At 71.5% G+C, this 23,951-nt stretch carries 21 protein-coding genes and 1 pseudogene; 10 read left to right on the forward strand and 12 right to left on the reverse strand.

Features of this window, described 5'->3' with window-relative positions; genetic code table 11:
- Positions 1–81 precede the first annotated feature (81 nt).
- A complete protein-coding gene (locus DV20_RS32110) occupies positions 82–1,989 on the forward strand; it encodes an alpha-galactosidase (RefSeq protein ID WP_043786813.1) in 1,908 nt (635 codons plus the stop codon).
- Between the two features lie 30 nt (positions 1,990–2,019).
- Here the strand turns inward: DV20_RS32110 and DV20_RS32115 are convergent, their stop codons facing one another.
- From DV20_RS32115 to DV20_RS32135, 5 genes are all read right to left on the reverse strand, one after another.
- On the reverse strand, positions 2,020–3,135 hold the full coding sequence (locus tag DV20_RS32115) for an alpha/beta hydrolase family protein (RefSeq protein ID WP_043786814.1): 1,116 nt from the start codon (positions 3,133–3,135) through the stop codon (positions 2,020–2,022).
- Between the two features lie 102 nt (positions 3,136–3,237).
- The gene (locus tag DV20_RS32120; RefSeq protein WP_043786815.1) at positions 3,238–3,789 is read right to left on the reverse strand and encodes a snapalysin family zinc-dependent metalloprotease; all 552 of its coding nucleotides are present in this window, start codon (positions 3,787–3,789) and stop codon (positions 3,238–3,240) included.
- A 145-nt stretch (positions 3,790–3,934) separates the two neighbouring features.
- Complete coding sequence (locus DV20_RS32125; RefSeq protein WP_043786816.1) at positions 3,935–4,492, reverse strand: TetR/AcrR family transcriptional regulator; 558 nt, start codon at positions 4,490–4,492, stop codon at positions 3,935–3,937.
- A gap of 2 nt (positions 4,493–4,494) precedes the next feature.
- Positions 4,495–5,985, reverse strand: a complete 1,491-nt coding sequence (locus DV20_RS32130; protein ID WP_043786817.1) for an MFS transporter — start codon at positions 5,983–5,985, stop codon at positions 4,495–4,497.
- Positions 5,986–6,027: 42 nt separating this feature from the next.
- The gene (locus tag DV20_RS32135; protein ID WP_051736220.1) at positions 6,028–6,852 is read right to left on the reverse strand and encodes a class I SAM-dependent methyltransferase; all 825 of its coding nucleotides are present in this window, start codon (positions 6,850–6,852) and stop codon (positions 6,028–6,030) included.
- A gap of 170 nt (positions 6,853–7,022) precedes the next feature.
- Between DV20_RS32135 and DV20_RS32140 the strand changes: the two genes are divergently transcribed.
- The 4 genes from DV20_RS32140 (at position 7,023) to DV20_RS32155 (ending at position 12,662) form a co-directional block, all read left to right on the forward strand.
- Positions 7,023–7,253: a hypothetical protein gene (locus DV20_RS32140; RefSeq protein ID WP_043786818.1), complete on the forward strand. Its 231-nt coding sequence runs from the start codon at positions 7,023–7,025 to the stop codon at positions 7,251–7,253.
- 287 nt (positions 7,254–7,540) lie between these two features.
- Positions 7,541–8,965, forward strand: a complete 1,425-nt coding sequence (locus DV20_RS32145; protein ID WP_043786819.1) for an APC family permease — start codon at positions 7,541–7,543, stop codon at positions 8,963–8,965.
- Positions 8,962–11,775, forward strand: a complete 2,814-nt coding sequence (locus DV20_RS32150) for a glycosyl hydrolase 2 galactose-binding domain-containing protein (protein ID WP_043786820.1) — start codon at positions 8,962–8,964, stop codon at positions 11,773–11,775. Before DV20_RS32145 ends, DV20_RS32150 begins: the two co-directional genes overlap by 4 nt.
- On the forward strand, positions 11,772–12,662 hold the full coding sequence (locus tag DV20_RS32155; RefSeq protein ID WP_043786821.1) for an ROK family protein: 891 nt from the start codon (positions 11,772–11,774) through the stop codon (positions 12,660–12,662). The genes DV20_RS32150 and DV20_RS32155 overlap by 4 nt, the downstream gene beginning before the upstream one ends.
- A 47-nt stretch (positions 12,663–12,709) precedes the next feature.
- On the opposite strand, the pseudogene DV20_RS32160 reads toward DV20_RS32155, so the two are convergent.
- Positions 12,710–13,917: pseudogene (locus tag DV20_RS32160) on the reverse strand (MFS transporter).
- Between the two features lie 65 nt (positions 13,918–13,982).
- Positions 13,983–14,978 (reverse strand): LacI family DNA-binding transcriptional regulator, encoded by a 996-nt coding sequence (locus DV20_RS32165; protein ID WP_043786823.1) that lies wholly within the window; start codon positions 14,976–14,978, stop codon positions 13,983–13,985.
- 128 nt (positions 14,979–15,106) lie between these two features.
- On the opposite strand from DV20_RS32165, the gene DV20_RS32170 reads away from it, so the two are divergent.
- From DV20_RS32170 to DV20_RS32180, 3 genes are all read left to right on the forward strand, one after another.
- Positions 15,107–16,765, forward strand: a complete 1,659-nt coding sequence (locus DV20_RS32170; protein ID WP_043786825.1) for a peptide-N4-asparagine amidase — start codon at positions 15,107–15,109, stop codon at positions 16,763–16,765.
- Positions 16,766–16,863: 98 nt separating this feature from the next.
- A complete protein-coding gene (locus tag DV20_RS32175) occupies positions 16,864–17,475 on the forward strand; it encodes a class I SAM-dependent DNA methyltransferase (protein ID WP_084093782.1) in 612 nt (203 codons plus the stop codon).
- A gap of 53 nt (positions 17,476–17,528) precedes the next feature.
- Positions 17,529–18,806 carry a cytochrome P450 gene (locus DV20_RS32180; RefSeq protein WP_043786828.1) on the forward strand — a complete coding sequence of 426 codons (1,278 nt, stop codon included), beginning with the start codon at positions 17,529–17,531 and terminating at the stop codon, positions 18,804–18,806.
- 44 nt (positions 18,807–18,850) lie between these two features.
- On the opposite strand, the gene DV20_RS32185 is transcribed toward DV20_RS32180, so the two are convergent.
- The 4 genes from DV20_RS32185 to DV20_RS32200 form a co-directional block, all read right to left on the reverse strand.
- Positions 18,851–19,477: an alpha-ketoglutarate-dependent dioxygenase AlkB gene (locus DV20_RS32185; protein ID WP_043786830.1), complete on the reverse strand. Its 627-nt coding sequence runs from the start codon at positions 19,475–19,477 to the stop codon at positions 18,851–18,853.
- Positions 19,478–19,587: 110 nt separating this feature from the next.
- Positions 19,588–20,163, reverse strand: a complete 576-nt coding sequence (locus DV20_RS32190; protein ID WP_043786832.1) for a dihydrofolate reductase family protein — start codon at positions 20,161–20,163, stop codon at positions 19,588–19,590.
- 112 nt (positions 20,164–20,275) lie between these two features.
- The gene (locus DV20_RS32195) at positions 20,276–21,211 is read right to left on the reverse strand and encodes an RluA family pseudouridine synthase (RefSeq protein ID WP_043786834.1); all 936 of its coding nucleotides are present in this window, start codon (positions 21,209–21,211) and stop codon (positions 20,276–20,278) included.
- 21 nt (positions 21,212–21,232) lie between these two features.
- Positions 21,233–21,625 (reverse strand): DUF5313 domain-containing protein, encoded by a 393-nt coding sequence (locus tag DV20_RS32200; protein ID WP_043786835.1) that lies wholly within the window; start codon positions 21,623–21,625, stop codon positions 21,233–21,235.
- A gap of 70 nt (positions 21,626–21,695) precedes the next feature.
- Between DV20_RS32200 and DV20_RS32205 the strand changes: the two genes are divergently transcribed.
- Both DV20_RS32205 and DV20_RS32210 read left to right on the forward strand, forming a co-directional pair.
- The gene (locus tag DV20_RS32205) at positions 21,696–22,133 is read left to right on the forward strand and encodes a MarR family winged helix-turn-helix transcriptional regulator (protein ID WP_043786836.1); all 438 of its coding nucleotides are present in this window, start codon (positions 21,696–21,698) and stop codon (positions 22,131–22,133) included.
- Between the two features lie 53 nt (positions 22,134–22,186).
- Positions 22,187–23,068, forward strand: coding sequence for a TIGR03854 family LLM class F420-dependent oxidoreductase (locus tag DV20_RS32210; RefSeq protein ID WP_043786837.1), 882 nt, complete (start codon positions 22,187–22,189; stop codon positions 23,066–23,068).
- Here DV20_RS32210 and DV20_RS32215 read toward each other — a convergent pair.
- Positions 23,065–23,853, reverse strand: coding sequence for a hypothetical protein (locus DV20_RS32215; RefSeq protein WP_043786838.1), 789 nt, complete (start codon positions 23,851–23,853; stop codon positions 23,065–23,067). The genes DV20_RS32210 and DV20_RS32215 overlap by 4 nt on opposite strands.
- Positions 23,854–23,951 lie beyond the last annotated feature (98 nt).

The following is a 23,951-nucleotide window of genomic DNA, read 5'->3' on the forward strand; positions in this document are numbered from 1 at the left end:
GACGTCACGCCGCGCGGGGTCAACAATCCAGACGTTCTTGTTAGCGCTAACACTCCTCGACGACGAAGTCGGAGCCCTGCCATGAAGCTGCGCCTCGGATTGTCCGCGCTCGTGCTGATCGCCGGACTCGTCCCGGGATTCGAAGCCGCCGCGGCGAGCACGACCGCCGCGGAGGTGGCCGTCCCACCGCCGGCGATGGGCTGGGCGTCGTGGAACACCTTCGCGGCCAAGATCGACTACGCCACGATCAAGGCCCAGGCCGACGCGCTCGTGTCGTCCGGCTTGAAGGACGCCGGCTACAGCTACGTCAACATCGACGAAGGCTGGTGGCAGGGCACCCGCGACAGCGGCGGGAACATCACCGTGGACACCGCCGAATGGCCCGGCGGGATGCAGGCCATCGCGGATTACCTGCACGGCAAGGGGCTCAAGGCCGGGATCTACACCGACGCCGGGCGCGACGGCTGCGGCTACTACTACCCGACCGGGCGGCCCGCCGCGCCCGGGAGCGGCAGCGAAGGCCACTACCTCCAGGACATGCTGCAGTTCCAGCGCTGGGGCTTCGACTTCGTCAAGGTCGACTGGTGCGGCGGCGACGCCGAAGGCCTCGACCCGAAGAGCACCTACCAGGCGATCAGCGACGCCAACCGGGCCGCGACCGCGCAGACCGGACGCACCCTCACGCTGTCGATCTGCGACTGGGGCAAGAAGAACCCGTGGAACTGGGGCGCCGGGACGGCCCCGATGTGGCGGACCAGCACGGACATCATCTTCTACGGCCAGACGGCGACCCTCGGCCAGGTGCTGACCAACTTCGACCAGGCGCAGCACCCGGTGTCGCAGCACACCGGCTACGTCAACGACCCCGACATGCTCACCGTCGGCATGCCCGGCCTCACCGACGCGCAGGCCCGCACGGAGATGAGCCTGTGGGCCGTTTCGGGGGCGCCGCTGCTGGCGGGCAACAACCTCGCGACGATGAGCGCGGCCACGAAGTCGGTCCTGGCCAACCGGGAAGTCATCGCCGTCGACCAGGACCCGCGCGGCCTGCAGGGCGTCAAGGTCGCCGAGGACGCCGCCGGGCTCCAGGTCTACTCGAAGGTCCTCAGCGGATCCGGGAAACGCGCGGTGGTGCTGCTCAACCGGACGTCCTCGGCGGCGACGATGTCCGTGCGGTGGGCCGATCTCGGCCTGTCCCCGGCCTCGGCCACCGTGCGCAACGTCTGGGCCGCAACGAATGCCGGTGCCTCCGCCACCGGCTACAGCGTCAACGTCCCAGCAGGTGACTCGGTGCTGCTGACCGTCCAGGGCGCCGACGCCGCGTCGGCGAGCTACCCGGCCACCGGCTCCCGGTTCACCGGCGTCACCGCCGCCGCGACCGGGCTCGCCGTCGCGACGTTCTCCTACAACGCGACCGCCACGCAGACGGCCACCCTCGCCGTGAACGGCCAGCAGCCGACCGTCCTCGCCTTCCCGGCGACCGGCGGGTCGGCGAAGACGATCTCGGCCGTCGTGTCACTGGGCAAGGGGAACACCAACACGCTGACGTTCTCGGGGACCCCACCGCAGTTGTCCGACGTCTCTGTGCTGCCGCTTCCCGGCAGCAACGGCGTCCAGCTCGCCGGGGGCCAGTCCGGACGGTGCGCCGACGTCGACGACAACGGCATCGCCAACGGGATCCAGGCCGAGCTCTGGGACTGCGCCGCCGGCCCGAACCAGACCTGGGCACCGGTGCGCGGGCAGCTCGTCGTCAACGGCACCAAGTGCCTCGACGCCTACGACAGCGGGACGGCGAACGGCACCGCCGTGGTCGTCTGGGACTGCAACGGCCAGCGCAACCAGCAGTGGACGCTCACCGCGAACGGCACCATCACCAACGCGGTGTCCGGGCGGTGCCTGGACGCGAGCGGCGCGGCCACCGCGAACGGCACGAAGCTCATCCTCTGGACCTGCAGCGGCGGCGCCAACCAGCAGTGGACCCGCCGCTGACATCGGCGACCCGGTCCCGTCCCGAACGGATCATCGCCGCGCGAGATAACGGCCGAAGAACGCGCTGAGTACCGCCCGTTGCGTGGCGACGCTCCGATCCGCGTCGACGGTCCCGACGAACGGCGCGATCGACGCGGGGTCCAGGCCGAGCCGGGGGAGGAGCGCCTGGTAGTCGGTGTAGCTGAAGTGTTCGCCGTCCGACAGGTGCTGCGTGCGGACGGGACCGCGCTGGTGGGCGAGGAACTCCTGCCACGACGGGTCGGACGCCGCACTGTGGTCGCCCGCGCTGAGCAGCAGGAAGGGCTGGTCGAGCCCTTCGTCGGCGGCGCGGCCGAACTCGCGGGCCGACTGGGAGTAGGCCATGCTGCCGTCGAGGTCGGCTCCGGCGTCCAGGCGGGCGTCCGACACCATCGTCTCGCCGGTGGTGAACCCGCCCGCGGAGTGGCCGAACATGCCGGCACGCGAGACGTCCGGGCTCAGCCCGGCCGGGAGCGCACGCCGCTCGGCGTCCGGACTTCCGCCGCGGGCCAGGGTTTCCAGCGCGTCGAGGACGAACCGGGTGTCCGCGACGCGGGTGGCGATCAGCTGCCGTCCGGCCTCGGGACCCGAGGGCAGCACCCGCCGTTCGACGCGGCCGCCGGGGAACTCCACCGCGGCCGGCTCGTGGGTGTGGTCGATCGCCACCGTCACGAAGCCCTCGCTCGCGAGCTGTTCCAGCTGCGTGGTCCCGACCGAGCGCGGGTACTTGGCGCTGGGCGAATAGAGCACGACCGGCCGCGGCCCCCCGGCCGCGGGCACGCCGGCGCGCGCGTGCGTGGGGAAGGTGTAATCGAGCCGGTCGGCGGCGATGCCGAGCTGGCGCGCGTCTTCCTCGGCGAGGATCTCGGCCGCTACTGAGGTCACGTACGGCGTCTTCGGCCCGCCGCCGGGACGCGCGGGGTACCGGACGGTGACCATGAGTTCCCGGGGCGTCCCGGCGACCCAGGGATCCGGCCGAGCCGGGTCGACGAGGTGCAGATCGACGCGGCCGACGGCGTACGGCCCGGTGGGGGCGGGCAAGGCGAGCCGGGTGGCCGCGGCCGCGGCGGCGGGGAGCGCGGTCAGGAGAAGGGCGCCGGCGAGGCCGGCGACGAGGAGGTTTCGCATGTTCCGACCGTATTGACGGTCTGGCGGGTTGCCATCGGGATGATCACCGAGATCGACCCCGTCAGGGCGGTGGCCCGGGCGCCGGGCCACCGCCCCGGAGGCTCAGAAGCCGTAGACGGTCTCGTAGACCCGCTGCTCGCTGTTCGCGACGAGCCCGTTGGCCCACAGCTGGTTGACCCGCGCGCGCTCGGTCGCGTTGGGGACCGCGTTCGTGCAGGACGGGCCGGGGCCGCCACCCGACATCAGCTCGGAGCACGGGCCCGAGTAGTGGTCGGGCAGCCCGAGGGCGTGCCCGGTCTCGTGCGCCGCGATCCGGGTCGGGTTGTACTGGCGGGCCTGGGTGTAGTCGATGAAGATGGTGCCGCTGCCGTGCCCGTTGGTCGAGGCGTAGGACCCGCGGGGGTCGTTGCCCTCGGTGTAGCGCAGGCTCGCGCCGGAGTTGCGCTCGACCAGCCGGACGTTGGTGACGCTGCGGTTCCAGTTGGCGGCACCGGCGTTGATCACCGAGCGGAACGTCGGTGCGCTGGCGGTGCTGTAGTAGACCGTGGTGACGGCGGCTTCCTGCTCGGTGGCGGCCGACGCCGTGCCCGCGGCGAGCGGGGTCACGGCCAGGGCGAGCGCGACGGCGCCGGCCAGGGCGAACTTCCTCGACATCGGAAGACTCCTCGGGAGGGGACGGGGATTTGCCGGAATTGCGCGCGCTGCCGAAAATTTACCGGGAAGTCACCTGTGCCGGAGCCGACGAACGTAGGGCCGGAAAGTGGTGATTTACCAACACCAAAGTCGGGTTGACAAACCGTCAGGTGGTCCGGGTCAGCGCGAGCAGCTGCTGCTCCAGCTTCCGCGCGGCCGCCACGTCGATGCCCGCACCCCACAGCGGCGCCGTGCTCGCGCCGTCGGCCGCCGCGACGACCAAGGTGACGACGTCGCCCGGGAGGCCGTCCTCGTGCAGTTCGCGCTCCCACCGCTCCGCGTCCGCGCGGGCGAGCCCGGCGATCTCGGGAATGGAGATCAGCTGGGCGATCAGGGCGATGGTCTCGCGGACGGCGACCTCGTCGTAGGAGGTGTCCAGCGACGCCCGGACGTACGCCCGCGTCAGCCGGCCCGGGGCGGTGTCGGCCGGGTCGAGCGCCGCGTGCACCTCGGTGCGGAAACTGTCGAGCAGGTCCTGGGCGAGCGTGCGCACGAGCGCGTCCTTGGCCGGGAAGTGGTACAGCAGCCCGCCTTTCGACACGCCGGCCGCCCGGGCGATGTCGTCCAGGGAGGCCGAGACACCGCGGGTGCGGATGACCGTCGCGGCGGCGTCGAGCAGGGCGCGGCGCGTCTCTTCCGGGCTGCGCCCGGCCTTGCGAGGCATGCTCAGTCCTTTCCGGACGGAATCGTACGCCAGGCGATCAGCGCGGCGACGGCGGTGACGGCGGCCGCCGCGAGCGACGTCACCTGCATGGCCCCCGTGAAGGCTTCCCGAGCCGCGTGGGCGAGCTCCGAGGCCGGGTCCAGCACGCTCGCGGCGCCGGCGAGGGAGTCGCGGACCGCGCCGGGGATCGGGCCCGCCGGCAGGAAGGCGCGGTAGACCACGGTCACCAGCGAGCCGAGGATCGCGATGCCCAGCGCCGCTCCGAGTTCGTAGGCCGTCTCGGAGATCGCCGACGCCGAGCCGGCCTTGTCCCGCGGGACGGCCGACAGCACCGAATCGACGGTCAGCGTCAGCGCCAGGCCGATGCCGAGCCCGACCGGCACGAGCGTCAGGCCCAGCCACCAGTACTGCGGCGCGCGTTCGGCGATGGCGACCAGGGCGAGGCCCAGCGCGGCGACGGCGAGCCCCGCCGCGACGGCCCGGCCCTGGCCGAGCCGTCCGGCGACCACGCCGACGGCGGCGACGACGACGATCGAGGCGAGGGTCGCCGGCATCTCCGCGAAGCCCGCTTGCAGCGGGGAGAAGCCGCGGACGAGCTGCAGGTACTGCGAAAAGAAGAACAGCAGCCCCATCAGCGCGAAGACCGCGATGAAGTTGGCCAGCACCGCGCCGCTGAAGGCGCCGTGCCGGAACAGCGTGACGTCGATCAGCGGCGCGGCGGCCCGTCGCTGGCGGCGGACGAACAGGACACCGGAGGCCACTCCGAGCCCGGCCGCGACGGCCACCCGGACGTCGACGCCCGCGCTGACGGCGTGCTTGACCGCGTAGACCAGCGGGACGATCGCCGCCATCGACAGCCCGGCCGACAGCAGGTCGAACCGGCCCGGGCTCGGATCGCGCGATTCCGGCAGCAGCCAGGCGCCCGCGATCAGGAAGACGACGACGATCGGCACGTTGATCAGGAAGACCGAGCCCCACCAGTAGTGCTCGAGCAGCACCCCGCCGACCAGCGGGCCCAGCGCGATGCCGCCGCCGGAGCCGGCCGACCAGATGGCGACGGCGCGGGTGCGCTCGCGCGGGTCGGGGAACAGCGTCCGGATGAGCGACAGCGTCGAGGGCATGATCGTGGCGCCGGCGACCCCGAGCAGCAGCCGCGCGACGACCAGCACGCCGGCCGTGGGGGAGAAGGCGGCCAGCGCGGAGGCGAGCCCGAACGCCGCGGTGCCGATGAGCAGCACCTTCTTGCGCCCGAAGCGGTCGGCGAGGTTCCCGGCCGTGACGAGCAGCCCGGCCAGCGCGAGTGAGTAGACGTCCCCGATCCACAGGATCTCGGTGGCGGTCGGCGCCAGTTCGCGGGTGAGCGAGGGCACCGCGAGGTACAGCACGGTGCCGTCGATCGCGAGCAGGAGCACAGCGCCGACGAGCACGCCCAGCGCGGCCCAGCGCCGGCGGGGGCTCAATGGGCGGACGGACGTCGGCGAGGTGGCGGTCATGCGGCTTACTATACCGTCTGGACGGTACAGTAAGCCGTCGGCTCAGCCCTTCGTGAGGAAGAAGTAGGCGTAGTGCTTGTCGAGCTCGTTGCGCGGCACGAGCTGCACGGCGGCGGGAGTCAAGCCGCAACGGGACGCGAGCTCCCAGAACCCGGCGATCGGGTAGGTCGTCATCTCGGCGAGCCCGGACCGGTAGCCGCGGCGGCGCGGGCGCGTCCACCAGCTGCCCGTGTCGTACTTGATCTGGATCAGCGCCAGCCCGCCCGGGTTGAGCAGCCTGGAGGCGATGCGGAGCAGGCGCTCGCCGTACTCGGGCGTCGGGATCAGCTCGAAGACGTAGAAGCTGAGGAAGACGTCACAGGGCTCGGTGATCCGCCCCAGTGCGGCTTCCGGGGCATCGACGTCGATCGAAACGGGCGTGAAGGGCGTGTCGCACACGGCGGCGACCTCGCGTTCGCACTCGCCGAGGGTGGCGGGGGAGATGTCGACCCCGATGTACTCCCGCGCGTGGGGGGCGAACTCCACGGCGTTCGCGCCGCCGCCGCAGCCCCAGTCGACGATCCGGTTCCACGGCCGGGTGAAGCCGGCCATCCGGGCACCCCGTTCGAACAGCTCGAGGTGTTCCCGGCCGATCCGCGCCCACAGGTCGTTGTCCTGGAACACCGACGCGTCCCGCCAGTGCGAGTTCGCCTGCCACCGGTCACCGGCCGGCTCGCGCCAGTAGGCCTGGGCGTCGGCCGAGATCCGGTGCTCGGAGTGCCGGGCACCCACGCCGGTCAAGGTCCGCTGAACGAGCTCCTCGGCCCGCCGGGCGAGCCGTTTCGCCTGCCGGGTCGCGGTCGACGTACTCGGCGCCAAGCTGAACATTCCGGTCACCGTCCAGTGGGAAGGGGATTGCCGACATCGGGAATTGTCGTCGGCCCCGCGGTGGTTGTGCCGGGGGCGAAGGTCCTCGCCGGTCCCGGGGAAGAGAGGACCGGAACAGGGCCGGACGGCCCTGTTCGCCGGTACGCTGGAGGAAGCGGGAGGAGGCGGACGTGACGGCGGAGGAACTGATCATCGAGTTCGCCCTGACGCGCCTCGATCACCCGGACCTCGAGTTCGAGGAGATCGCCGCGCTCGTGGTCCGCCGGGGCGGGCCCGAGCGGGAGCTGGAGTTCGCGGCCCGCAACCTCGCCGACCGCGGAGAGCTGCGCGGAGCCGCGTTCCCGACGGCGGTGGAGTACGTGCTGCGGGTGGTGCTCACCCTCCGGGGGCCGTCGGACTAGTCCACAGTGGACGCACTGCGTCGCGTGCGCTCGTCCGCGGTGGGAAGCCTCGCGCGCTCAGGCGCCGACGGCAGCGGCCGAACGGCAGGTCCGCGATCTCGCCCACCGCGCCGCGGAAGAGCGTGCACCCGTAGCCGGTCCGGCTCAAGGCCCTGGCTCGACGCCGGCGTCCCGGCCCGTTTCGTCCCGCGCGTCCTCCTGAGTTGCCGCAAGGTTATCGGCGAACCCTTCCGGCCCGGGGCGTTCTATGTTAAGAAACTTTACTAACTACGAGTCGGAGGCACGTCGTGAGTTCACCCGCTCGTTCCGGGGAGCCGCCCACCCTGGAGCGCAAGATCGGCCCGCTGCAGGCCACCGCGATCAACATGACCCAGATGTGCGGGATCGGCCCGTTCGTCACCATCCCCGCCATGGTCGCCACCATGGGCGGGCCGCAGGCGATGTTCGGCTGGATCATCGGGGCGATCGTCGCGCTGGCCGACGGGCTGATCTGGGCCGAACTCGGCGCGGCGATGCCGGGGGCCGGCGGCACCTACCTCTACCTGCGCGAAGCGTTCCAGTACCGCACCGGACGCCTGATGCCGTTCCTGTTCGTGTGGAGCGCGGTGCTGTTCATCCCGCTGATCATGTCGACCGGCATCATCGGCCTGGTCCAGTACCTCGGCTACCTGATCCCCGGCGTGACCGACGACGCGGGCACGACCCCGCTGGGCAAGATCATCGGCGTCGGCATCACGCTCGTGATCATCCTGGCGCTGTTCCGCAGGATCGGGCAGATCTCCAAACTCACGACGGTGCTGTTCGTGATCATGCTCGTCGCCGTGCTGACCACGATCGTCGCGGCGTTCTCGCACTTCAGCGCGGCGCAGGCGTTCGCCTTCACCCCGGGCGCGTTCAGCTCCTTCGGGGACGGCACGTTCTGGGGCGGCCTCGGCGCCGGCCTCATCATCGCCATCTACGACTACCTCGGCTACAACACCTCCGCCTACCTCGGCGGGGAGGTGCGCACGCCGGGCCGCACGCTGCCCCGCTCGATCATCTTCTCCATCCTCGGCATCATGGGCCTGTACTTCCTGCTGCAGGTCGGCGTGCTCGGCTCGATCCCGCTGGACCAGCTGAAGGACGCGAAGTCGGTGGCGTCGTCGGTGCTGGAGCAGGTGTGGGGCAGCGGCACGGCGAAGGCCATCACCGTGCTGATCGTGATCGCCGCCATCGGTTCGGTCTTCGCCGGGCTGCTCGGCGGCTCGCGTGTGCCGTTCGAAGCCGCGCGCGACAAGGTCTTCCTGCCCGTGTTCGGCAAGCTGCACCCGAAACTGCACCTGCCCACCGCCGGCGTGCTCACCATGGGCGCCATCACGATCCTCGGCTCGCTGTTCACCCTGACCACGGTGATCAACGCCGCGGTCGCGACGCTCGTCATCATCCAGTCGCTGGCGCAGGTCGCCGCGATCGTCGTGCTGCGCCGCCGCCAGCCGGAGCTGCGGCGCCCGTACCGGCAGTGGCTGTATCCGGTGCCGACGCTGATCGCCCTCGTCGGCTGGGTCTACATCTACGTCTCGGCCGACTGGCTCTCGATCGGGCTGTCACTGGGCTGGATTGCCGTCGGGGCGATCGCGTACCTCGTCTACGCCAAGACCGAGAACACCTGGCCGTTCGGGCCCAGGGAAATCAAGGAAGCCTTCGCCACCGAACCGGAAGGGGCTCAGGCATGACCCGGAAGCTCGCGGTCCTCGCCGCGCTGCTCCTCGTGCCTGGCGTGCTGAGCGTGGCCGCGCCGGCGTCCGCGCAGCCGGACTTCGCCAGGCCGCACGGCCTCACCACGATCGGCCTGCAGGGCTGGCAGGTCCTGACCACGGCGAGCGTCAAGGACGGCGGCGACCGGGTGTCCACGCCCGGGTACGCCACCCGCGGCTGGCTGCCGGTCAAGCCGGACGACGCGGGCGCGCCGGGCACCGAGATCAACGCCCTCGTCCAGAACGGCAAGTGCCCGGACGTCTTCTACTCGGACAACATGCGCAAGTGCTTCGGGTACGTCGACAAGCTCGGCCCCGTCGTGACGAAGCCGTTTTCCGACCCGTGGTGGTACCGCACCGACTTCGCCCCGGAAATCCGCCCGGGGCAGCACGCGAAGCTGACCATCCCCGGCATCGTCGGTGAGGGCGACGTCTGGGTGAACGGGCAGCTCGTCGCCACGAAGGACGTCGTGAGCGGCGCCTTCGCCGGCCACACCTTCGACGTCACGAAGCTGGTGAAGCCGGGTCGCAACACGCTGGCGATCAAGGTCTACCCCAACGACCCGACGAAGATGTACACCCTCGACCAGGTCGACTGGGGCCAGATCCCGCCGGACAACAACACCGGCATCCAGTTCCCGCCGACCCTGCAGGTTTCCGACGCGCTGACCGGCGACAACGCCCACGTCGTGCAGGACAACGCGCCCGACCTGTCCAGTTCGAAGCTGACCGTGAAGGTCGACGTCACCAACAACGCGGCCACGGCGCGGACCGGGGACGTCGCCGCGACGATCACCCCGCCCGCGGGCGCGCCGGTCGTCGTCAAGCAGCGCGTGACGATCCCGGCGAACACCAAGCGGACCGTGGCGTTCGCGCCGGTGAAGATCGTGAAGCCGCAGGTCTGGTGGCCGTACTCGATGGGCGGCCAGCCGCTGTACACGCTGACCACCGCGGTCTCCCAGGACGGCGTGCTGTCGACGTCGTCGAAGAGCACCTTCGGCATCCGCACGGTCACCTCCCGGCTGGTCGGGAAGTCCGCGCCGCTGCCGGAGGGCGCGCGGCAGTTCACCATCAACGGCAAGGACTTCGTGTTCCGCGGCGGCGGTTTCGCCCCGGACCTGTTCCTGCGCTACGACTCCGCCGACACCGCGCACCAGATCGCGCTGATCAAGAACCTGGGCCTGTCCGGCGTCCGGCTCGAAGGCCACGACATGCCGCCGGACTTCTACGACCAGGCCGACCGCGCCGGCCTGCTGGTGATCGGCGGGTTCCTGTGCTGTGACGCCTGGCAGCCGGAAGACGCCGCGACGCTGACCGAGCGCGACTACCGGATCATGCACGACTCGGCGTACACGATCGCGCAGCTGGAGCGGAACCACCCGAGCGTCTTCAACTACGGCTGGAGCGACAACGAGCCGGTGCCGCGCCAGGAGTCCGAGACGCTCAAGGCGTTCCGGGAAGCCGACTTCCAGGTCCCGGTGATCGCCTCGGCGGAGTACAAGAGCACGCCGACGCTCGGCCAGTCCGGGGAAAAGGAAGGCCCGTACGACTGGGTCCCGCCGTCCTACTGGTACGACAGCTCGCACTTCGACCCCGAGGACTCCTCCCGCACCAACGCCGGCGGCGCCTGGGGCTTCGCGAGCGAGCAGAGCGCCGGGCACACCGTGCCGACGCTCGACTCGATCAAGCGGTTCCTCTCGCCGGCCGAGCAGGCCAAGCTGTGGCAGGACCCGGCGTACAACCAGTACCACGCGAACTTCGAGCCGGGCCACGGCGGTTACGCCTTCGGCACGCTGTACACCCTCGACCAGTCGATCGCGCGGCGGTACGGGAAGTGGACCTCGCTCAAGTCCTATGTGGACTTGGCGAACATCGCGAACTACGAGAACACCCGCTCGCAGTTCGAGGCGTTCCTGCACCACTCGACGGATCGCGCCAACCCGGCGACCGGGGTCGTCTACTGGCAGCTCAACAAGGGCTGGCCGACGCTGCTGTGGTCGCTCTACAACGACGACGGCGACCAGGCGGGCGCGTACTTCGGCGCCCAGAAGGCGAACAAGCCGCTGCACGCCATCTACGGCTACGACGACGGATCGGTGACGCTGGACAACCTCGGGGCCACGACCCAGTCCGGGCTTTCGGTGCGGGCCCGGGTGCTCGACACGGCGGGCAAGGTCCTGGACGACCAGACGGCTTCGGACATCTCGCTGGGTTCGCAGGGCGTGCGCACGGGAGTCCTGAAGCCGAAGGTGCCCGCCGAGACGAAGGCGCCGGCGCCCGCGCAGGTCTACTTCGTCGAGTTGCAGGTCAGCCGGGGTGGACAGGTCGTCGACCGGAACGTCTACTGGCTCTCCACGCAGAAGGACGTCGTCGACTGGGCCAAGACGCTGGGCAACCCGCAGGCGACGCTGTCGCAGTACAGCAACCTGCAGGCCCTGCGGAACCTGCCGAAGTCGCAGGTCAGCGCGGTGGCGGCGACGCGCCCGGGCGGCACGGGCCTGGTCACCACGGTGACGGTCACCAACACCTCGAAGACGCCGGGCGCGGCGTTCTTCCTGCGGGCCGACGTCCGCCGAGGCACGCCGGACGGGCGCGAGGCGCCGGGGGACAACCAGCTCGCGAACGCGACCTGGGACGACAACGACATCACGCTGTGGCCGGGCCAGTCGCAGACGCTGACGGTCACCTACCGGGCCGCCGACCTGCGCGGTGCGGCGCCGGTGGTCAGCGTCGACGGGTTCAACACGGGCCGGGTCGTGGTGCGGGGGACGGGAGGGGCGCACGCGTGAGCGAGGATCGGATTCTCGGGATCGACTTCGGCGGCACGAAGGTGGCGCTGGGGCTCGCCGGCCGCGACGGCACCCTGCTGGCCACGCGCCGGCTGGACACCGACGCGCAGGCGGGGGCCGAGCAGGTGGTGGTGCGCACCCTCGCCGCGGCCAGGGCCCTCCTGGCCGACGAGGGCGCGGTGCCCGCCTGCATCGGCGTCGTCAGCCCGGGGATCGTGCTGCCGGACCGCATCCTGCTCGCGCCGAACGTGCCGGGCTGGGAACAGCTGCGGCTGGCGGAGCTGGTGGCCGCGGAGTTCCCCGGGGTGGCGATCTCGGTGGGCACGGACGCGAAGGCGGCGGCGCTGGCGGAGTGGCGCTGGGGCGCGCTGACCGGGGCGGACCCGGCGGTGTTCCTGTCCCTGGGCACCGGCATCGCGGCCGCGGTGCTGGTCGGCGGCCGGTTGCTGACCGGCGCCAACGGAGCTGCCGGCGAGATCGGGTACAACCTGCTCTCGCCGCAGGACACCGAGGGTTTCGCGAGCGGAGCGGCGCCGCTCGAGGAAGCCGTCGGTGGGCGTGGGCTGGGCGGCCGGGCGAGCGAACTGCTCGGCCGCCCGGTCACCGCCGGGGAACTGTTCGCCCTGGCCAGGGAGAACGTCGAGGCCAAGGAACTGGTGACGGCCGCGCTCGACGAGCTGTCGATGCACGTGGCCAACCTGGCGATCGCCCTGGACCCGGAGCGCATCGCGGTCGGCGGCGGGCTGGTGCGGTCGGCGGACGTGCTGCTGCCGGCACTGGCGGACCGCCTCGCGCACGCCGTGCCGTTCCCGCCGCAGCTGGTGGCGGCCCGCTTCGACCAGGACGCGGCGCTGCTGGGCGCGGTGGCGCTGGCACTGGGCGGTTAGCCGTCCGGGTGGTGTGCCGGTGCCCCGACCCGGCACGCCACCCGGCTTCAGGCCCCGGCGGCGGCGAGTTCCTCGGTCCGCCGGAAGGCGGCGGGGGAGAGCTGGACCACACGAGAACGGCGCTGAAGGCCTGGACGGCCGCGCCCAGCACCCAGACGGCACGCAGGCCCCAGTGCGCCGCGACCAGACCGCCGGCCAGCGCGCCCAGGGGCGTCAGTCCCCAGGCCAGCGCCCGGTGGCTGGTCAGCACCCTGCCGAGCAGCGGCGCCGGGGTGAAGCGCTGGCGGCTGGACTGCGAGCAGACGTTCCAGATCAGCACGGTCGCCGTCAGGGACACCAGCACGACACCCACCAGCGGCGGCCACGGCGGGACGACGGCGAGCAGCAGCGTCACCACGGCGCCGAAGCTCTGCGAGAACCGCATCGACCACGAGTAGCCGAGCCGGTCCACCACCTTCTGCACCACGAACGACGACGCGACCCAGCCGACGGCGAGGCAGGCGAGCAGCAGGCCGTAGCCGACCGGGCCGACGTGCAGCACTTGCGTCGCGTAGAGCACGAACATCGAGTTGCCGGCACTCGCGGCGAACGAGCCGAGAGCGACGTTGATGGTGATCGACCGCAGCAGCGGCGTCCGGACCAGGTGCCGCAGTCCGCCGGAGAGGTCCCGCAGCGGGTGTGTCGTCGCCGCCACGACGGACTGCGAAGGAATCCGGCGGGCCAGCACGAGCGCGACGAGCGCGCACGCCACGGCCAGCCACGCGGGCGCCCCGGCGCCCACCGCGATCAGGAACCCGGTCAGCGGCGGGACGACGAACCGCACGACCCCCTGGTCGATCACCGTGAGCCGCGCGTTGGCGTGGGCGAGCCGTCCGGGGCCGGCCACTTCCGGGACGAGCGCGCCGCTGGCGCCGTCCCCGAGCACCCGGGCCGAGGTGATGACGAAGGCGACCACCAGCAGCACGGGCAGGCTGAGCAGGCCGGCGGACGCGACGGCGGCGAGCACGACGGCGGCCCCGGCCAGCACGGCGTAGGCCCAGGCGAGCACGGTGGTCCGCTTCACCCGATCGATGAGCACGCCGGCGAAGAGGGACAGCAGCAGCCACGGCGCTTCCCCGACGACGTTGATCAGCGACACTTCCTGCGGATCGGTGGTCACGGAGACGGCCAGCAGGGGAAGAGCGGCCAAGAGGAGGCCTTCGGAGGCCGAACCGGACACCATGACGGCCTGAAGCCGCACCCACCTGGACGCCATGATCCCGAGCTTGCCGAACCGGCCCGTGAATCCCAACCGATTTACCGGCCGGGGTGGCGAAGAGCTCAGCGGCGCACCCGGGTCGATTCGCGGACGACCAGTTCCGGGGTGAAGACCACGGCCCGCCGGTCCGGCTTCGTGTCCGACGTCTCCGCCAGCAGCAGTTCCGCGGCCGTGCGGCCGAGGCGGCGGGCCGGCTGGCGGACCGACGTCAGCGGCACCGCCGCCGCGCCGGCGAACTCGATGTCGTCGTAGCCGACGATCGCCATTTCGTCCGGGACGCGGACGCCCGCGCCGACCATCGCCTGCAGGACGCCCAGCGCCAGCAGGTCGTTCGCGCAGAACACGGCCGTCGGGCGGGGGCTCGCGCCGAGCAGGCGGGCACCGGCGTCGCGGCCCGAGGAGACGTCGAGGCCGATCGCCTCCAGCACGGTGAGCTCCGCTCCGGAGCCGGCCAGCGCGGTGCGCACCCCCTGCTCGCGGTCGCGGCACTGGGTGAGGATGGCGGGGCCGTTGACGAACGCGATCCGCCGGTGCCCGGTCTCCAGCAGGTGCCGCGCGCCGAGGGTGCCGCCGGCGACGTCGTCGACCGACACCGAGCTCGCCTCCGACGCCGGGGCCTTGCGGTCGACGAAGACGTACGGCGTGCCGGTGCGCCGGAAGGTCCGCAGGGCCTCGCCGGAGGTGGCGACCGGGCTCAGCAGCACCCCGCGCACGCGCTGCTCGGCGAACATCGCCAGGTACGACGCTTCCAGCTCGGACCGCTGCCCGCTGTTGCAGGTGATGATGTTGAGGCCCTCGGCGTGCGCGGCTTCCTCGGCGCCTCGGACGACGTCGACGAAGAACGGGTTCCCGAGATCGAGCACGAGCAGCCCCATGACCCGGCTGCGCCCGGCCCGCAGCTGCCGCGCGGACTCGTCCCGGACGTAGCCGAGCTCCTCGATGACCGAAAGCACCCGGCTCCGCGTCGCGGCCGCGACGACGTGCGGCCGGTTGACCACATTGGACACCGTGCCGATCGAAACACCCGCCCGCTTGGCGACGTCCTTGATGCCGACCACCGGACCCCCTCGCTGAAAGCGTGAGCCTAGCACGATCTGAAACGTTTCATCAGCCGATTACCGACGTTGGTCGCATGATCGCGCCGCTAGGCTCCGGGCGGGTGAGCCTGCCGCTGGGAGGAGTCCGGGTGCGGATCTTCACGATCGTCCTGTCACTGGTGCTGGCGTGGGTGTTGTCCGGGGCGGTCGCCTCGGCCGCGCCTGTTGTCGAAGGCGACACCGACAATCCCGTCACCGCCGCGCCCGGCGTCACGCGGCCGGACACGCCGCACTGCAGCGTCACGCTCGCCGACGGTTTCCGCTCCAACGCCGCCGACGGCAGCCCGCGGTTCTACGAAGGCACCCTCCCTCCGCCCCAGGCCTGCCCCGGGCCGTGGGCGAAGGTCGTCATGGACCAGACCGTCACCGTGAGCGGGCGGCAGTACGACCGGATCGGCGACCTGCGGATCGGCGGGACCGAGGTCTGGTGGGGGACCACCGAGGAACCGTCCGGCGAGGGCCGCCGCGCGATCACCTACCACTTCGACAAGGACCTCACGCCCTACAGCGCGCTGCTGCGCACCCCGCAGCCCTTCCGCGGTGGTGTCGAGAACTACACCTCGCCGATCTACACCGGCGTCTACGCGCAGACCGTGACGCTCACCTACTACCAGGCGGACCGCAGGCACCCGGCGCCCGAGACGCCCGGCCACGTCGCCGGGTTCGGGCACGCCGACGCGACACCCGCCGCGCCGGTCGTGCACTTCACCGCCCGGGACCTGCCGCGCAACATCACCCGGGCCTACCTCGAGGTCACCCTCGAAGGCCACGCCTGCGACGAGCAGTGGTTCGACGACGTCCCCGACGACGTCGCCGCGAAGTACCCGGCGGCCGGACTCTGCGGGAAGGGCCCGTACCGCGAGGCGAACTTCGCGATCGACGGGATCGCCGCGGGCAGCGCGTTCACCTTCCCGCACATCTACTCCGGCGGGATCGTGCCGCAGCTGTGGCGGCCGATCGTCGCGATCGACACCTTCAGCCTGCACGCCGAGACCTACGACGTGACGCCGTTCGCGGGCCGCCTCGTCGACGGCGGTACCCACGACCTTTCGTTCTCCTTCCCGGACATCGGCGGCGAATTCACCGTGGTCCCGACGCTCCTGCTCTACACCGACGAGCACGCCGCGCAGACCTCCGGCGCCCTCACCCAGGACGACGTCGCGGCCGCCCCGGCCCGGCGGACGACGGTCAAGGACATCCCCGGCGGCGTGAACGTCACGGTCACCGCGAAGCGCCACGACGTCACGGCGGGCTACGTCGACACGTCCGCCGGCCGGGTGTACACCCGGGTCGAGCGCACCCGCGACTACCGCAACACCGACGACGTCACCGGCGGCGGCTTCACCCAGCACGTCGTCCAGGCCGACTCGGGGCAGCAGACCTCGGTGTCCACAGCAGACGGCCGAGTCCGCTCGGCGGCCCGCCACACCTGGTCCTACCCGCTGACGACCGACGCGACCGCGAACATCACCGACGACCAGAACCTCCGGATCTCGGGCTCGGCGGAGATGACGAAGACCCTCGCCGACTTCACCGGCGACGGCCGGAACTGGCGCCCGTCGCGCGCGTCCCGGGAGTGGCTGGCCTCATCGGGCGTGCTGGCCCGCACGAACGGCGTGAACACCGAGGCGGACGGCCGTTCGAAAACGCTGTTCACGGGCACGGACGACCTGGGCCGGCCGTACTTCCACTACGTCGCGAGCGAGCACGGGCTGATCACCGAGAACCGGGAGCTGCCGCCGCACTAGTTCTCCGGCGTGCCTCCGGTTCGACACCGCCCCGGCCGGCCGATGAACCGATAGGGTTCCGGCTCGTGACCGAACCCGCCTTCGTGACCGAGACCCGGATGGCCTACGACACCGTCGCCGACTCCTACGCCGAAGAGCTGCGGAGTCTGCTGGACGACAGCCCGTGGGACCGGGCGGTGCTGACCACCTTCGCCGAACTGGTCGGGGGAAACGGCCCGGTCGGTGATCTCGGCTGCGGCCCGGGCCGGCTGACCGGGTACCTGGCCTCGCTCGGGCTGGACGTGTTCGGCGTCGACCTCTCGCCCGGCATGGTCGACGCCGCCCGCCGGGCGCACCCCGGGCTGCGCTTCGAGGTCGGTTCGATGGCCGCCCTGGACGCCGAAGACGGGAGCCTGGCGGGTGCGGTCGCGTGGTATTCGCTGATCCACACCCCTCCGGAGGAGTTGGCGCCGGTGGTCGCGGAGCTGGCGCGGGTGCTGGCGCCGGGCGGACGGCTGCTGACGGGGTTCCACGTCGGCGACGAGCGCCGTCACATCAGTCACGGTTACGGTCACGACATTTCCCTCGATGCGTACCGGTTGCCGCCGGACTTCGTGGCCGAGCTCTGCCTCGCCGCCGGGCTGGTCGTGGAAGCGCGGCTGGTCCGGGAGCCGCAGGGGCCGTTCGAGAAGGCGCCGCAGGCGTACCTGCTGGCCCGCAAGCCGGGGTGAACCCCGTCTCGCCGTCCGTCACCCGATCGGGCTAGTACGGTACTGTCGGTCCCATGGGGAGTCTCCGCTCGCGGGTCCTGGGCTGGGTCGGCCGTCGCTACCTCGCCCGGCAGTCGAAGAAGGGCTTCGACCTCGAAAAGATGTCGTCGCTGCTGCCCGATTCGGCGTTGCTGCCGCTGAAGCGGGACGGCCTCGACCCGGTGCCGGACATGGCCGCCCGGCGGAGTGCGGCCCCGATCGGGAAGCTCGACCTGCCGTTCGGGATGAACGCCTGGCTCGTCACCGGCTACGACGAGGCCAAGGCCGTGCTCGGCAAGGCGACCGGCTTCTCCAGTGACTTCGGCAACCTCGTCGGCAACGCCGGGGTCACCGCCGACCAGAACCCCGGCGGCCTCGGCTTCGCGGACCCGCCGGTGCACACGCGGCTGCGGAAGCTGCTCACGCCCGAGTTCACCATGCGCCGGCTGAGCCGGCTGGCCCCGCGCATCGACGAGATCGTCGCCGAGCAGCTCGACGCGATGGCCGCGGCCGACGACCCGGTCGACCTGTGGCAGGCGTTCGCGCTGCCGATCCCGTCGCTGACCATCTGCGAGCTGCTCGGCGTGTCCTATGAGGACCGCGAGGACTTCCAGCGGCTGAGCACCGCCCGGTTCGACCTCTTCGGCGGCGCGGGCGCCTCGCTCGGCGCGATGTCGGAGTCGCTGACCTACCTGCTCGACATCGTCAAGAAGCAGCGCGAACAGCCCGGCGACGGCCTGCTCGGCATGCTGATCAAGGAACACGGCGACGAGATCGACGACCGCGAGCTGGCCGGCCTGGCCGACGGCGTGCTCACCGGCGGCCTGGAGACGACGGCGAGCATGCTGGCGCTCGGCGCGCTGGTGCTGCTGCGCGACGAAAAGGCGATGGACGCCGTCCGCGGCGACGACGAGTCCGTGCACCGGTTCGTCGAGGAGCTGCTGCGCTACCTGACCGTCGTGCAGATGGCGTTCCCGCGGTTCGCCAAGGAGGACATGGAGATCGGCGGCGTGCACATCGCCGAGGGTGACATCGTGCTGGTGTCGCTGTCGGCGGCCGACCGCGACCCGAAGCTGGGCCCGGACATGGAGACGTTCGACGCGACCCGCGAGCCGACGTCGCACCTGGCGTTCAGCTACGGCATCCACCGCTGCATCGGCGCGGAACTGGCCCGCATGGAGCTGCGCACGGCGTACCCGGCCCTCGTCCGCCGCTTCCCGAACCTGCGGCTCGCGGTGCCGGAGGAGCGGCTCTCCTTCCGCAAAGTGTCCATTGTGTACGGTCTGGACGAGCTCCCGGTCCTGGTGGACTGACCCCGGACGTCACCCGGCGTACGGCATCCGTCCACTGGGGATGCTCACCGCACTCCGCGGGGCCGGAACTGGATGCTGATCCGCGGCCCGGCCGCCCGGTTCGTCTTCGGGACCGCGTGTTCCCACGTGCGCTGGCACGAGCCGCCCATCACGATCAGGTCGCCGTGGCCGAGCGCGTAGCGGTGCGACTCGCCGCCGCCGCGGGGGCGGAGGGCCAGGTGGCGGGCCGTGCCGACCGACAGGATCGCGACCATCGTGTCCTCGGTGCTGCCGCGGCCGATCGTGTCGCCGTGCCAGGCGACGCTGTCGCGGCCGTCGCGGTAGTAGCACAGGCCCGCCGTCCGGAACGGCTCGCCGAGTTCGCCGGCGTAGTGCTCGCTCAGCGCGGTGCGCGCCTCCGCCAGTACCGGGTGGGGGAGCGGCTCCGCTTCGCGGTAGAAGCACAGCAGCCGCGGGACGTCGACGACGCGGTCGTACATCCGGCGCCGCTCCGCCTGCCACGGGACGCCGGTGACGAGGTCGGCGAACACCTCGTCGGCGCCGGCGAGCCAGCCCGGCTGCACGTCGACCCACGCGCCGGCGCCGAGTCCGGTCCGGCGGGGCGCCAGGGTGTGCAGCGTGACGGGACCGGACTCGCCGAACAGCGATGCCTGCAGGGCCGGGGTCGTCATGGGTCCGACCGTACACGATGTTCGAACAGATGTTCTACGTGAAACATCGCCGAAGGCGCACGCTGGTGTGGCGGACCCCGGGCCGGCGATCGCGCCGGCCCGGGGGACCGTCAGCGCGTGACTTCGTAGACCAGCTTCTGGATCCCGTTGCCGTAGGTCTCGCTCTCGACGAGCTTCAGGTTCTGCTTGTCCTTGTCGGTGTCGCTGAACAGCCGCTTGCCGGCGCCGAGCAGGACCGGGAAGAGCAGCAGGTGGTAGCGGTCGATCAGGCCCGCGTCGGCGAGGCCGCGGTTCAAGGTGGCGCTGCCGTTGACGATGATCGGGCCGCCCTCGGTCTCCTTCAGCGCCGCCACTTCGTCCAGCGAGCGGAGGATGGTCGTCTCGCCCCAGTTGTCCACCAGGTCCGCCTCGCCGAGGGTGGTCGACACGACGTACTTCGGCATCGCGTTGTACCCGGCGAACTCCACGGTCATGCCCGGCCACACCGGCGCGAACGCCTCGTAGCTGACCCGGCCCAGCAGCAGCGCGGTGGCTTCTTCCTGCTCGCTGCCCTTGATCGCGTAGGCGGCGGGGTCGAATTCGATGTCCTTGAACGTCCAGCCCGCGTTGCGGTAGCCCGGCTCCCCGCCGGGGGCTTCGACGACGCCGTCGAGCGAAACGAACGAGGTGGAGATCAGGGTGCGCATGGGGTGCTCCTCGGAGGTCGATCCTGCTTCCGAGAGTCTGTCGAACGGGGCGAGCCGGATTCGACACGGCACCCGCGGAAAACTTCCGGCACACCGCGGCGGCGTCCTCGGGTCACGCCGGGGGCGCCGCCCAGGCCTCGGGGTCGTCCCAGGCGGACAGCCGGCGCCGGCTGGTGAACCGGCGGTGAGCCCCGGTCAGCGGGTCGTCGAAGTCGAGGACCTTGGCCAGCAGCTGCAGCGGTTTCGTGAAGTCGCCCAGTGGCTTCTCGCGCAGCACCGGGTAGAAGTCGTCGCCGAGGATCGGGACGCCGAGGCCGCTCAGGTGCACCCGCAGCTGGTGGGTCCGGCCGGTCGACGGGACCAGCCGGTACCGGCCCCGGCCGTCGCGGTGTTCGAGCAGCTCGACGTAGGTTTCGGCGTTCGGCTCGCCCGGCACCTCCTGGGCGGCCAGCACCCCGCGCTCCTTGACGATCCGGCTCCGGACGGTCGTCGGCAAGGGCAGCGACGGCTCGTACGGCGCGATCGCCTCGTACTCCTTGTGCACCCGGCGGTCGCGGAACAGCGTCTGGTACCTGCCGCGCAGCTCCGGGGTGATCACGAACATCACCAGCCCCGCGGTGACGCGGTCCAGCCGGTGCGCCGGCGACAGGTGCGGCAGGTCGAGTTCGCGGCGCAGCCGCACGAGCGCCGTCTCCAGGATGTGCTGCCCGCGCGGGATGGTCGCGAGGAAGTGCGGCTTGTCGACGACGAGCAGGTGCTCGTCGCGGTGCACGACGTCGATCTCGAACGGCACCGGCACCTCGTCGGGCAGGTCGCGGTGGAACCAGACGAACGAGCCGGGCGCGTACGGCGTGTCGACGCCGAGCGGGCCGTCGGCACCGTGGATCCGTTCTTCGCGCAGCATCTCCTCGATGCGGTCCGGCGCCACGCGCGGCAGCCGCTCGACGAGGTGCGCCAGCAGCGTCGGCCACTCGCCGTCGGGCAGTTTCAGCCGGGCGGGATCCAGCCCGTGGCGGGGCGGGATCGGCGGGCGGAGCTTGCGTCTCATCGTCCCCGACTGTAACCGGGCCTAACCCTCCGACGGCGTCCGGTAGCGCGCGAGGTAGCGGGCGGTCGCTTCGGCGTTCTTCGCCTCGGCGGCCTCGGCGCGGAGGCGACGGCCGGTGTTGTGCGGGAAACCCTGCCGGCCGAGCCGGTGTTCGACGCTTTCCTCCATATACGCGCACGAGTAGAAGTACGCGACGAGGGCGGCCATCAGGACCAGCGACAGCCGTAGCCAGATCGAGCCGGGAAGCAGCAGCCACACGGCGCACAGCGGCAGGATGCCGATCGACCGCTGGAGCACGTACCGCGCGCGCCAGTGCTTCGACGTCGCGTCGTACAGCGCCCAGTCGTTGTAGCGGTCGGGGAGCCGTACACCCACCGCGTACCCCAGCCAGCGAAGCGCATTCGGTCGTTCCATGAGGTTGATAGTACCCTAATGCTTAGTGCGCTAATTATTAGCGCGATCGACGACACAGTAGGATCGGGACATGATCGACCTGGGTGAGGACCCCCTGAAGCTGGACAGGCAGGTGTGCTTCGCGCTGTCGGTGGCTTCGCGCAGCGTGATCGCGATCTACCGGCCGCTGCTCGAGCCGTACGGCCTGACCCACCCGCAGTACCTGGTGATGCTCGCGCTGTGGGAGCGGTCGCCCCGGTCGGTGAAGGACCTCGGCGCGGCCCTGCGGCACGAACCCGCGACACTTTCGCCACTCCTCAAGCGGCTGGAGGCACTGGGGTACGTCACGCGCACCCGCAGCCGTTCGGACGAACGCCGGCTGACGGTCGAGCTGACCGACTCCGGCCGCGCGCTGCGGGCGGAGGCGGAGAAGATCCCGTACAAGGTGGTCGAGACGCTCGGCATGGAAGTCGCCGAGCTGGAAGCCCTGCACGGCGTGCTGAGCCGGGTCATCGAGGCGACCGCCTGAGGAATTCCCGGCCGCCTCGCGCGTTGCTCCCGGAGAGCCTTCCGGGAGGAACATTGCTGAAGATCAGGCTGGGCGTCGCGCCCGCGGCCGGGACCGGGCCGGCGGAGTTCGCCGGGCTGGCCGCGCGGCTGGAGGACGCCGGTGTCGACTCGCTGTGGCTGTCCGAGCTGGTCTACTCGCCCGAAGTCGATCCGATGATCGGCATGACGCACGCGCTGGCGCGGACGTCGAAGCTGAAGGTCGGCACCGGCGTCGCGATCCTGCCGGGCCGGCACCCCGTGCTGGTGGCCAAGCAACTGCTCACCCTGGCCGGGCTGGCGCCGAAGCGGGTCCTGCCGGTGTTCGGCCTCCGCCCGGCGCGCCCGGCCGAAGCCGACCTGTTCCCGGTGCCGCCGGGCCGCCGCGCCGCGGTCTTCGACGAGTCGCTCGTGCTGCTGCGCCGGCTCCTGGAGGAAGATGAAGTCTCCTTCGACGGCGAGTTCTTCCAGGTCGACGGTGTCCGCCTCGGCCCTCGCCCGGCGAAGCGCCTCGACGTCTGGCTCGGCGGGTCGGCCCCGGCGGCCCTGCGCCGGACGGGCCGCCTCGCCGACGGCTGGCTGGGCAGTTTCCAGACCCCGTCGCAAGCCCGCGACGCCCGGATCGCCATCCAGCGGGCCGCGGCCGAGGCCGGCCGTGAGATCGAGGAGGATCACTTCGGGCTCAGCCTGGCCGTCGCGGACCAGGGGATACCCGGCGAACTCGTGGCGGCGGCGGCCCGGCGGAGCCCCGGCGTCCCCGTCACGGACCTGGTGGCGACGAGCTGGCCGGAGGCCCGGCGGCTGGTGGAGCAACACATCGAAGCCGGGCTGTCGAAGTTCGTGATCCGGCCCGCGCACGGCGACTTCGACGGCTTCCTGGAGAAGTTCCAGGCGGAACTGGTGCCGCTGCAGAACTAGCCGTGGCTGACGTCGCCGTGGACCTGGCCGATCTGGAACGCGGTGCCGCTGACCTGTCCGCTGATGACGTTCGTCGTGCTGCCCGGCGCCGGTGGTGCGATTTTGGCCTTGGCCACGGCCAGCTCCTCCGCGTAATCGCCGCCGGCGCCGTGGCGCAGCAGGTCGCCGCTCGGGTTCGGGATGTAGAGGTAGACCGTGCCGCGGTACTCCTTGATCTCGACGTCCGCCGGGACGACCTTCGTCGCGGGCAGTTTCGCGTATTCGCTGGCCAGCACGTCTTCGAAGACCCGCTGGGACAACGCCACGGCGAGGAACGTCTGGTCGGGGTCCGACCGCTCCAGCACCGCGCGCACCGGGGCGGCGTCGAGCAGCCGGTGCGTCGTGATCACGGCGCTGCCGATGGCCGCCGCCGACGTCGTGCCCGGCGCCGGTTCGAGGATCGGGCCGACGTTCAGGCTCGCCCGCATCCGCAGGCGGACCGACCGCGCGGCCGAGCGCAGGCGCGCGTCCCGCTCGGCGAGCACGGCTTGGAGCTCGTCGAAGAACCGGGTGACCACCGCGGGCAGGAACCGCGGGTCGAAGCCGAGGCCGTAGCCGTCGCCGGTGCCGTGCGGGAACAGTGCCGTTTCCCAGATTTCCCGCAGCCCGGCGCGGGCGAACGCCTGGGAAAGCACGTCCGGAACGGCGGCGGACAGCATCGCCTGGGTCGCGGCGGGGTGGCCGCCGAACCCCTTGGTGTCGACGACCAGCAGGGCGCGGTAGGGCGGGAGTTCCTCGACGGACAAGTTCGTGCCTTCCTGAGCTGCCGGTGCACCCGATTCTGACGGACCGCGGACCCGCTCTCCTCGTACGTTCGAGGTAATTCCCCCGGCTTCCCGTGTCG

Origin of the sequence: Amycolatopsis rifamycinica (assembly GCF_000695625.1) — a bacterium.
In the GTDB taxonomy this organism is placed as follows: Bacteria; Actinomycetota; Actinomycetes; order Mycobacteriales; family Pseudonocardiaceae; genus Amycolatopsis; species Amycolatopsis rifamycinica.